The sequence below is a fragment of the bacterium genome, from assembly GCA_040754625.1.
Classification (GTDB): Bacteria; JACRDZ01; JAQUKH01; order JAQUKH01; family JAQUKH01; genus JAQUKH01.
The window spans coordinates 58,055-68,592 of the sequence record JBFMCF010000068.1 but is presented as its reverse complement, the minus strand read 5'-3'; the positions used below and the strand labels follow the sequence as shown (position 1 = coordinate 68,592).

Below are 10,538 nucleotides of genomic sequence, written 5' to 3'. Positions count from 1 at the left end.
ATTTTAATTATTTTTAATCAAACATGGCACTACACTTTGGCCAAAAAAAAGAACCGCCCCTTATTTCTATGCGGTTCTTTTCGCTTCTTTTGCGATTTTTTAGGGTTTAACTGTCAAAGTTCTGTTACGATATCCGTAAAAAATAATACCTTCAATTTAACCATACTTTAAGCAATATATCTAAACCATACCCCTGCAATCCTACCATCCTTCCGGCAGTGAATATTCTCCGCCTATTTCTGCCCCGGGATAGATTCTTTTAACTTCATCAATATCGGTTAAATAGCCGTTTTTTTTGAAAACATCTTGCCCCAATGGTTTTTTTAGATATTGAATATATTTTAAGGCCAATTCTTTATTTTTGCAATAAACTGAAACAGCCGCAGGGATATAACCGACCCGTTTTAAATATTTTGATTCAATTGGAATTGATTTTATTTTATCCGGTGACCAGTTTTCAAAAACACTCCATCCGAAAACCGCGTCAATATTTTTCATCATAAGAAGCAAAGCGGTATTTTCACAACTCTGCGCGTTGGTGATAATCTTCGGGATTATTTTATCTTTCAAGCCGCTTCTCTCTATTATCTCAACAGCGTATAATCCCACACATACCGTCCGGGCCGCGCCGATACCCAGACGGACATCCTTTTGGGCGACAGATTCAATTCCTGTTATTTCCATCGGATTACCTGCACGGACACAGATGGAAGGGATTAAATATGCTATAATCTCTTCTGTTTCAGGCAGAATGATGTTATCTTTTTTCGCCTTTTCCATAAAATCGGATGAGCCGGGAATATAAACATCCCCTTTTTTCGCCAGTTTCATTTGTGAAAGGACGGCCCCCGACCCGCCGAAATTTATTTCAATTTTCACCTTATATTCATCCTCAAAATTCCGGTTAATCTCTTCCAGAACGGGCTTCGAAGCGCTACCCGCGAAGACCAAAAGCCTTTCTTCAGCAAAAGAAAATGTTGTTAAAAACAGAAATATTATGAAAAATAATATGAAATTTGATATTTTATTAATATTTCGCATTTATGGGATTATCCTCATCTGAATTCCATTTAATTGGATTAGTTCCTGTTATTACAACCCTGTATCTGGCGGGCTTGTATGAAATTTTTCATATCCTCCGGCAGTGGTGCTTTAAAAAACATCATTTTCCCTGTTGCGGGATGGCGAAATGAAATTTTTTCCGCGTGAAGCGCGGTCCTCCGGAATTTTGTCGGGAGATCTTTGGCAATCGCGTATTTGCGTTCTCCCACAAGCGGGTGGCCAATAAACGCCAGATGGACCCTTATCTGGTTGGTACGGCCTGTCTTAGGCTCAACTTCGAGTAAAGTCGCACCTTTTAAATAATTTAAAACTCTGAAATGTGTTAATGAAGGCTGTCCGATTTTTTTGTCCCCGGTAGGATATACCGCGTAGGTTTTTCTGTCGGTCGCCAAAAGGATGTTTATCTCTCCTTTTTGATTTTTAACGCGGCCGTTAACTATAGCAAGATAAGACTTTTGAACAATTTTCTTTTTAAACTGTTCAGTCAGATTCGCGAGCGCGGCCCGGCCCTTGGCAAACAAAACCAATCCTGAAGTGTCCCTGTCAAGCCGGTGCGCGGGATACGCGTTCGGACCGGGGCCTTTTGTTTTTAACGCCTGGTTAACCAAATTAACCAGCGTGTGTTTCTCATCCTTCGGCGTGGGGACCACCAGCAGACCCGCGGATTTATCAACCACAAGCAAAACATCATCTTCATATATAATTTTAAACGCCTGGTTCATATTTTATTTCTCCAAATTTTCCATTGAAATTTTAATCCCAAAATAAACAGGGAGAACGACCAGTTTATCATTCTCCCTGTATTTTACCATAATAAATCATTTTAATAAATCGCGCAGAACGGGCAGGCCTCGATGCATTTACGGCATTTTACGCATTTTTCCTTTATTATATTCGCAATACTTTTTGCCCCGCCCTGTATCGCGTTAACAGTACAGGCGCTAACGCAAATACCGCATTTTTTGCACCGGGATTCATCTACTTCAAACTTTAAAAGATCAACACACGTTCCAGCTTTGCATTTTTTCTCTAAAATATGCTCATCATATTCTTTATCAAAATACCTCAGCGTGCTCATTACAGGATTTGGCGCGGTATGCCCCAGCCCGCAAAGAGAACAGCTCTTAATAGTTTCAGCCATTTTGACTAAATTTGCCTTGTCCGAAATTTCCCCTTTACCGGCGCAGATACGATTGATAACATGCAATAACTGGCGTATTCCCAAACGGCAGGGAGAACATTTCCCGCAGGATTCATTCGCTGTAAATTCCAGAAAAAATCTTGCCATATCGACCATACAGGTCCCTTCGTCCAGCACAACAGCGCCCCCGGAACCCATAATGGCCCCGACAGAAACCAAAGATTCATAATCAACTTTTGTATCCCCTAAAGACGCGGGAACACATCCGCCCGACGGCCCGCCAATCTGGATACCTTTAAACTTTTTCCTGCTAATCATACCTCCGGCAGCTTTATAAACCATGTCATTGATTGTGATACCCATAGGGACCTCTATCAAACCGGAATCTTTCACTTTCCCTGTAATAGCAAATACTTTAGTCCCTTTGCTTTTTTCCGTCCCCAGCGCGGCAAATTTCTCCGCACCCGCATTGATAATAAACGGAACGTTAGCCAATGTTTCAACGTTATTGATATTTGTCGGTTTCCCCCACAGGCCTGATTGAGCAGGGTACGGAGGCCTCGGTCTTGGCATACCGCGTTCACCCTCAATAGAGGCCATCAGCGCCGTCTCTTCTCCGCATACAAACGCCCCGGCGCCCTCTTTTACTTCAATATCAAAATCAAATTTACCGCCAAATATTTTCTTCCCCAGAAAACCTTTTTCCCGTGCCTGGGCTAACGCTTTATCCAGCCGTTTCAGGGCTAACGGATACTCCGCCCTGCAGTATATATAGCCCTTGCCTGCGCCAATCGCATAACCCCCGATTATCATGCCCTCAATAACCGCGTGCGGGTCTCCTTCCAAAGTGCTTCTGTCCATAAACGCGCCCGGGTCTCCTTCATCCGCGTTGCAAATAAAATATTTTTGGGAAGAAACAGATTTAGAACATAACTCCCATTTAATTCCAGTGGGGAATCCTGCACCACCCCTTCCCCTGAGTCCCGACTTTTTAATTTCATCTATCACTTCTGAGGGTTTCATTTTTAAAGCTTTTTTGAGAGCTTTATAACCGCCGGCTTTAATATAATCATCAATTTTATCAGGGTCAATAAAACCGCAATTTCGCAAAACTACCCGTACCTGATGTTTAAACATAGGCAGGTCCTTATAATAATTGATATCAGGATAACCTTTTTTTCCCTCCATCTGGCCGAAAATCCATTCTTTAACGGGTTTATTCTCTTTGATATGTTCTGCAATGATTTTTCTGACCATATCCGGTTTTACCTTTTCATATGTAACACGGGCCTTCCCTTCCAATTCTACATCCACAAGCACCTCGCGGGAACACATCCCTATACAGGCTGTCGATATAATCTCAATATTTTTTGTTTCTTTCCCTAATTCGGAAATAAAAGTATCATAGACATCTTTTGCCCCGGCTGCAAGGCCGCATGTGGCCATACCGATGTAAACCTTACCTCTTTTTTTCATCATTGTTCTCCTCGTGTAAATTTAAACTATGGTCTCAAAATTTCAGTTTATCTATTATCTTTCCCACTTTTTCCTCGTTCAGATTGCCGTACACCGTATCCCCTATCATCATAACCGGGGCCAATCCGCAGGTCCCAAGGCACGCAACAGGAGTTAATGTAAACTTATTATCAAGCGTGGTGTCAATATCACGGATTTCCAGTTTATTCTTTATCGCGTTCAGTATTCTTTTTGAACCCCTGACATGACACGCTGTTCCCTGGCACGGTTTAAGATGGTATTTTCCCAGGGGCTGCAGCCTGAAAAGAGAATAAAAAGTAACCACACCGTAAATCTGGCTCATTGGGACATTAAGTTTTTCCGATACCATATCCATGGCTGATTCACCGATATATCCTTCTATTTCCTGGACTTTCTGCAGCAGCGGGATTATATACTTTTTCCCTTTGTGAGGAAATTTTTCTATAACCTCTTTTGCTTTACAGCTTGTTTCACAGTTGGATTTTACCTTGAGTCTGTCCTTATAATTTTTACTTTCTGTTTTTTTACCTTCTTTCATTAAACCTCCATTTTCAAATAACTGTTCAAACAGTTCAAACGGTTTAAACAGTTTAAACCGTTATTTTATTCTCCACGGGTGAGTATAAATATTCATTTTATCGCCGCGGAGGAAACCAATTAACGTTAAATCGAACTTTTCGCTTAAGTTTACCGCCAAACTTGTTGACCCTGAAATGGAGGCCACAACCGGCACACCTAAACGTATTGCCTTAAGAACCATTTCATAACTTGTCCGCCCGCTCAAAAAAACAATTTTATCACCGCAGTTGATGTTCTTTTTAATTATAAAACCCGCGATTTTATCTAACGCGTTATGCCTTCCGATATCCTCTCTTAGAAACAGCATTCTGCCGTTTTTGTTAAATAACGCCGCGGCATGGGTCCCGCCGGTCAATCTGAATATCTTTTGCGAGTCAAATATTTTTTTATCAAGGCCGTATAATTTTTTATTCGAAAATACCGCGCTTGACGGGACTTTTTTTAAAACTTTTTCTAAACCGCAAATAACATCCTCGCCGCATATCCCGCAGCTTGACCTGACTTCAAAAGCCCGCTTTTTGTTCTTCAAAATCCTTTTGTTCTTTAAAACAACGACTACCGTATTTTTCTCTTTTTCCTTTTCACAATAATGTATAACTTCAACATCTTCCTTTCGTCCGATTATTCCTTCACTATAAAGAAAGCCCATGGCTAAATCTTCTTCAAATCCCGGGGTCCTCATTAACACCGCGTAAGGCTCACTGTTTATTAAAATACCCAGTGGTTCTTCTTTAACTATTGTGTCTTTTGTTTCCCTTCTGCTATTTTCTTTAAAAGAAAAAATTCTATATAATTTTATTGCCCTGTCCATTACCACTCATCAATTTTGATTTTTGCATTTTGAATTTCATTCCAGTACCCCTTCCCCTGACAAATCATGCACAACCCGCCAGCGTTATTTTTGACAGGGAAAGACTCGCCGCATTTTTTGCAATTCATCAAAGGAAGATGTTTTTCTTTCTCAATCTGAACCTTAACCCGCTTTAAGGAAAAAATCCTGCCTTTTAATTTTTTAATATCTTCAATAACAACTTTGCTGTCGCTTTCTTTTTCTTCTATCTCCCGCGTAATCCATTTATAAAAAAGTGTGCCTCTTGGTATTTTATCCAAATCCACTTTAACCCTTACTCCCTCTTTTGATTTCTTATCATAAAGGGTTATCGCGAAATTCCCATAATCAAAAACTTTCAGCCATCCGTTTCCCACTGTGCAGGGTGTCATTAATTGTATAGAATCAGGAAGACATTTAACACTCTCGGCAGCCGCGTCAATCATTTCACAATTGCCAAGTTCCTTAAGCACTTTTTCAACCATTAAAAAGCCGAGATAAAGGCCCGGCGCCAGCCGGCCGTGGAAATGCTCCGCGTCTTTTAGCAATTGATCGTCTATTTCACGAAAACGACTATTCTTTTCCAGCATTTTTTTGGCAAATCCCCAAAAGAGGGTCAAGGGTCATGGGTCAAGAATAAAAAAACCCTTTGCTACTTGACCCTGATTATATTTTTTCCACTTTCACCGCGCACGCCTTATATTCCGGTGTTCCCGCGAGCGGGTCAAAAACCGAATTTGTTACTGTATTTGTAAGTGTATCTATAAAATGGAAGGACGTAAAAAATCTGCCTTCCTTTGCCCTCTCTGTTATAGACGCCTTGATTTTAACTTTTCCGCGCCGTGAAATTAAATTAATGTATTCCCCGTCGGATATCTTCAGTTTTTCGGCATCCTCCGGATTAATTTCCAGCGTCTCTTCCGGCCAGAGTTCAAAAATACCTTTATTCCGGCGGGACATTGAACCATTGTTGTAATGCTCACGCCTTCTTCCTGTTATTAAAACATAAGGATATTTTTTATCCGGCATCTCAGCCGGATCTTTATGTTGAATCGCGTTAAATTTTCCCAACCCTGCAGGGAAATTGAAAGCCTTTTCATACATTGTACATGTCCCCATGTGTTTCCTGTCAGGAATAGGCCACTGCAGTCCTTTGTCTGCGAGGCGCTCATAAGTCACCCCCGCAAATATCGGACTTAAAAAGGCAACCTCTTCCATAATTTCCGACGGATGGTTATAATGCATCGGATAACCCATCGCTGTTGAAAGATCACAAATCGTCTGCCAGTTTTCCCTGCCGCAGAGCGGCGGTATCGCCCTTCGAACCAATTGAATCCTTCTTTCACCGTTTGTAAATGTCCCGTTGCATTCCGCGAAACTGGCCGCGGGCAAAACCACATCGGCAATTTCAGTGGTTTTTGTCGGAAATAATTCCTGGACAACTAAAAACTCAAGATTTTCCAGCGATTTTCTTACAAGATTCATATTGGGATCGGTATGGCACGGGTCTTCACCTAAAATAAACAGGCCTTTAAGTTTTCCTTCGTGGGCCGCCTCAATCATTTTTGTTGACTGCAAACCTTTTTTATCAGGAAGAGACACACCCCAGATTTTTTCAAATTTCGACCGGACAACCGGGTCTTCCACAGACTGATACCCGGAAAACACATTTGGAAGCGCTCCCATATCACAGGCTCCCTGTACATTGTTCTGTCCGCGAAGCGGGTTAACACCTGTAGATTCGCGCCCCACATGGCCGCAGAGCATGGCCAGGTTTCCCATTGACATTACATTGTAGGTACCTGTAACATGTTCCGTCATTCCAAGGCTGTAAAGAATCATTGATTTAGGAGCTTTAGCATACAATTTTGCAGCTTCAATAATTTTATTTCTATCCACGCCTGTAATTTTCTCCACATATTGAGGGGTATACTTTTTGACTGTCTCTTTCAATGCCTCGTATCCTTCAGTCCTATCCCTGATAAATTTATCGTTTTGCAGTTTCCCGGAAATAATTACGTTCATCATTCCGTTAAGAAGCGCGATATTTGTCCCTGGTCTCAAATCCAGCCAGATATCCGCGCGTTTCACAAGTTCGATTTTCCTTGGGTCAGCAATAATCAGTTTTACACCCTTTCTTAACGCTCTTTTAACCTTAAGCCCAACTATCGGGTGAGCCTCGGTAGTATTTGAACCGGTAATGAAAAGAACGTCAGCACCTTCAATCTGGTCAAAGGAATTGGTCGCCGCACCGCTTCCAAAACAAGCGGACAAACCTGTTACCGAAGGCGCGTGACAAACACGCGCGCAATTATCAATATTCTTTGTCCCGAATACCGCCCGCGCAAGTTTAGCGACTAAAAAATTTTCCTCATTTGTGCATCTGGAAGAAGAAAAAGCGCCAAGGCTGTCAGGTCCGTATTTCTTCTTTAATTCCAAAAACCTGCCGGCTGTATAGTTTATAGCTTCTTCATAAGATACTTCTTGCAACCCGCTGTTTTTCCTTATCATAGGTTTCAAAATCCTGTCAGGGTGATGAATAAATTCATATCCAAACCTGCCTTTAACGCAAAGATTCCCGTTATTCACCGGCCCCTCAAAACAAGAAGTAACCTTAACCACTTTTTTTCCCTTAATATTTACATTAAGATAAAAATTGCATCCTGTCCCGCAATATCCGCACGTAGTTCTCACCCTTTTAATATCACATGTTCTTCCTTTACCTTTACTTGGCTTTTCCGTTAAAGCCCCTGTCGGGCAGGATGAAATACACTGGCCGCAAAATTCACAATCCGATTCTTCAAACGAACGATAAATTGGCGTAGTTACTACTGTGTTAAACCCGCGTTTTGCAAAACTCAAAACATCTCTCTGGACAACTTCATTGCATATCCTGATACAACGGCCGCAATGAATACACTTATTCCGGTCTAATTCCACCAGCGGATTATCTACTGTAAGAGGAAAATTTCTTTCTTCCTTCTGGAAAGGTTCAATGTTTTCTATCCCCAGGTTATACGCCAATTCCTGTAAACTGCAGTCACCTGATTTACTGCATATCATACAATCAAAAGGATGATTGGCTAAAATAAGCTTCAAAACCATTACGCGGTGATGATGCAGAAGTTCGTTGTCCGTAACTACCTTCATTCCTTCTTTAACTTTTACCGTGCAGGAGGTCACCATCCCCCGCATACCCTCAATTTCGACCAGACACATCCGGCATCCGCCATACGCTTCCAATCTGGGATCATAACATAAATGAGGGATATTGATTCCATTTTCCAAGGCCACTTCTAAAACTGTCCGGCCTTCTTTGCCAAAACAAGTTTTCCCGTCAATTGTCAATGTTACTTTCTGCATATTTTCCTCCAAATAATAATTCGTAACCAGTTACCACTTACTAATTACGGAGTCTCTTTTAATAAAAAACCGCCTGAGTATTCAATTTCATCATAGAATGCCCAGACGGTCGACTAATTATTTAATCTATTTCATACTCCCCGATGGTAAGCACCATCCTAAATTATATACCCCGTAAGATATATAACAGCCGTCAGTTGTATAAAATTTCTTTATTTAGACGATTATTTTACCATTATTTTTTTATGCATGTCAAGTTTAAAAATCTCCATGCCTGTCTACTCTTATTTTTTTTCCTTTATTTCTTCAGTCCCCTTAATCATCGGAACAAATCTTACAGCAGTAATATTTTCAATGACCGGTTTCCCGTTTATCTTTTTTACCAGCTTCAACTCCTGAAAATAATCTCCGACAGGAATAACCATCCTCCCGCCTTCCTTCAACTGGTCTATTAAAGCCTGCGGGATATGGTCAGGAGCTGCCGTTACGATTACCGCGTCAAACGGCGCGTATTCAGGCCAGCCTTTGTAACCATCGCCGATTTTTACCTTTATATTTTTGTATCCTAAATCCTCTAAAAGTTTTCCCGCTCTTTTTCCCAGTGTTTCGATAATTTCTATTGTATATACTTCTTTGCATAATTCAGACAAAATCGCCGCCTGGTAACCGGAACCTGTTCCTATCTCCAGTACCTTTTCGTCACCTTTTAATTCCAAGAGCTCAGTCATTAATGCGACAATGTACGGCTGGGAAATTGTCTGGCCTTCGCCGATAGGCAGCGGGCTGTCTATATAAGCACTGTTTTGGTATGTCTTTGGCACAAATAAATGCCTCCTGACTTTCAACATTGCTTCAAGGACACGTTCATCCTTTACTCCCATGGCCCTTATCTGTGTTTCCACCATTTCTTTTCTTGCTTGGGAAAACCCGGTCTCTTCAACACCTAAGATTTTTGTATGTGATATAAAAATCAGTAAAATTAATAAAGTAATGGTTTTTCGTTTCATAATTTTAGCGTGATTTTGTTCTTGCGCGTTCGGCTGAAGTTGTAATAGTCCGTTTATCAACTTTATCATTGGACATAGCGATAAAATCAAGCGGTATCCTGCCGTCCGGAAGCGCAAAACGCAGGTTAAAAGTTCCGTCACTGCGAAGTTCAATTTTTTTATCATTAAGCCTTACTTCCGCACTTGGTTCGGTGCGCCCGTAAACTATTAATTCCGTCCCTATCTCAAAAAAGAATTTTCTCCCTTTTCCCTGTCTTTCGCTCGCGCCCCCGATTTTTTGTTCACTCGAGCCAATTGCCGACGAACCTAAAAAATTATTATTAAACCCTTCATTTAAAAAAATATTATTTAAAATGGCGCCGTTCACAGGGTGATTATTTTTACGGTTGTTTCCGTCCTTTTTAGCGGATATCTTTGCTGTTTCTTTAAGCCCCTTTTTATATAAAGGCATGATCCTTGAATAATATGCCCGGATATCATCTTCCGTAAGAAACATTCTTTTCGCTTTTCTCGGCAGGTCCTCAATTTTTTTACCGTGATATTTTTCTTTTTTCAGAAAAAGCTGTTTATTTTTTTCTTCTTTTTTCAAAGCCACAAACGGCCGTCTTTTTTTGCCTCCCGGGTCCATCCATATTACATCAGACCTTGGTGACGGACTAAGGCGCGGGGTGGTTGCAAAATTCGACGTTGCAATCGGTAAAAATTTACCGCCCGGGGCATTTATTCCCAATTCAGCGCAATAATTGACATTGTCACAGGGCAGGTTAATATACTTTTTGTTCGCGTGGAGAGCTATATCAATGTCAAATGATGAATTCGCGTTTTTTCCGTTAAAATCAACGGATGTAACATCGTGCATCCTTATTATAAAAGATGATTTTTTAAATAATTTTTCACCTATATTTCCTTTAAGTTTTTCAAGGTCATAAGGGGCTATTTTCCAATGGGCAAATACCCAGTATGGATCTCTTGCGATAAGAGTAAGGCTTGTATTATTATAATGTGAAGGCAGGTTAAGGTCTTCAACAAAATTTTTTTTCTGCATATATATATCCCGTTA

General features: G+C 40.9%; 9 protein-coding genes and 1 riboswitch. All 9 genes read right to left on the bottom strand.

Annotation, left to right across the window (positions count from 1 at the left end; all coding sequences use genetic code 11):
- Positions 1–201: 201 nt before the first annotated feature.
- The 9 genes from modA to AB1498_06230 all read right to left on the bottom strand — a co-directional run bounded on the left by modA (position 202) and on the right by AB1498_06230 (position 10,523).
- Entirely contained in the window at positions 202–1,041 is an 840-nt protein-coding gene (gene modA / locus AB1498_06270; GenBank protein MEW6087894.1) for a molybdate ABC transporter substrate-binding protein, read from the bottom strand.
- A 38-nt stretch (positions 1,042–1,079) separates the two neighbouring features.
- On the bottom strand, positions 1,080–1,784 hold the full coding sequence (locus AB1498_06265; protein ID MEW6087893.1) for an RluA family pseudouridine synthase: 705 nt from the start codon (positions 1,782–1,784) through the stop codon (positions 1,080–1,082).
- A gap of 101 nt (positions 1,785–1,885) precedes the next feature.
- Positions 1,886–3,682: an NADH-quinone oxidoreductase subunit NuoF gene (locus tag AB1498_06260; protein MEW6087892.1), complete on the bottom strand. Its 1,797-nt coding sequence runs from the start codon at positions 3,680–3,682 to the stop codon at positions 1,886–1,888.
- A 31-nt stretch (positions 3,683–3,713) separates the two neighbouring features.
- Positions 3,714–4,238 carry an NADH-quinone oxidoreductase subunit NuoE gene (nuoE, locus tag AB1498_06255; protein MEW6087891.1) on the bottom strand — a complete coding sequence of 175 codons (525 nt, stop codon included), beginning with the start codon at positions 4,236–4,238 and terminating at the stop codon, positions 3,714–3,716.
- A gap of 60 nt (positions 4,239–4,298) precedes the next feature.
- The gene (gene fdhD / locus AB1498_06250; protein ID MEW6087890.1) at positions 4,299–5,090 is read right to left on the bottom strand and encodes a formate dehydrogenase accessory sulfurtransferase FdhD; all 792 of its coding nucleotides are present in this window, start codon (positions 5,088–5,090) and stop codon (positions 4,299–4,301) included.
- A complete protein-coding gene (locus AB1498_06245; GenBank protein MEW6087889.1) occupies positions 5,090–5,698 on the bottom strand; it encodes a formylmethanofuran dehydrogenase subunit E family protein in 609 nt (202 codons plus the stop codon). The genes fdhD and AB1498_06245 overlap by 1 nt, the downstream gene beginning before the upstream one ends.
- A 76-nt stretch (positions 5,699–5,774) precedes the next feature.
- Complete coding sequence (gene fdhF / locus AB1498_06240) at positions 5,775–8,471, bottom strand: formate dehydrogenase subunit alpha (protein ID MEW6087888.1); 2,697 nt, start codon at positions 8,469–8,471, stop codon at positions 5,775–5,777.
- A gap of 92 nt (positions 8,472–8,563) precedes the next feature.
- A riboswitch (ZMP/ZTP riboswitch) is annotated at positions 8,564–8,682 on the bottom strand.
- A gap of 73 nt (positions 8,683–8,755) precedes the next feature.
- On the bottom strand, positions 8,756–9,478 hold the full coding sequence (locus AB1498_06235; protein MEW6087887.1) for a protein-L-isoaspartate(D-aspartate) O-methyltransferase: 723 nt from the start codon (positions 9,476–9,478) through the stop codon (positions 8,756–8,758).
- 4 nt (positions 9,479–9,482) lie between these two features.
- Positions 9,483–10,523: a DUF4912 domain-containing protein gene (locus AB1498_06230; protein ID MEW6087886.1), complete on the bottom strand. Its 1,041-nt coding sequence runs from the start codon at positions 10,521–10,523 to the stop codon at positions 9,483–9,485.
- Positions 10,524–10,538 lie beyond the last annotated feature (15 nt).

Excerpts from the sequence above, each read along its gene's own strand:
- modA (MEW6087894.1), bottom strand. The coding sequence starts at position 1,041 with ATGCGAAATATTAATAAAATATCAAATTTCATATTATTTTTCATAATA.
- AB1498_06265 (MEW6087893.1), bottom strand. The coding sequence starts at position 1,784 with ATGAACCAGGCGTTTAAAATTATATATGAAGATGATGTTTTGCTTGTG.
- AB1498_06260 (MEW6087892.1), bottom strand. The coding sequence starts at position 3,682 with ATGATGAAAAAAAGAGGTAAGGTTTACATCGGTATGGCCACATGCGGC.
- nuoE (MEW6087891.1), bottom strand. The coding sequence starts at position 4,238 with ATGAAAGAAGGTAAAAAAACAGAAAGTAAAAATTATAAGGACAGACTC.
- fdhD (MEW6087890.1), bottom strand. The coding sequence starts at position 5,090 with ATGGACAGGGCAATAAAATTATATAGAATTTTTTCTTTTAAAGAAAAT.
- AB1498_06245 (MEW6087889.1), bottom strand. The coding sequence starts at position 5,698 with ATGCTGGAAAAGAATAGTCGTTTTCGTGAAATAGACGATCAATTGCTA.
- fdhF (MEW6087888.1), bottom strand. The coding sequence starts at position 8,471 with ATGCAGAAAGTAACATTGACAATTGACGGGAAAACTTGTTTTGGCAAA.
- AB1498_06235 (MEW6087887.1), bottom strand. The coding sequence starts at position 9,478 with ATGAAACGAAAAACCATTACTTTATTAATTTTACTGATTTTTATATCA.
- AB1498_06230 (MEW6087886.1), bottom strand. The coding sequence starts at position 10,523 with ATGCAGAAAAAAAATTTTGTTGAAGACCTTAACCTGCCTTCACATTAT.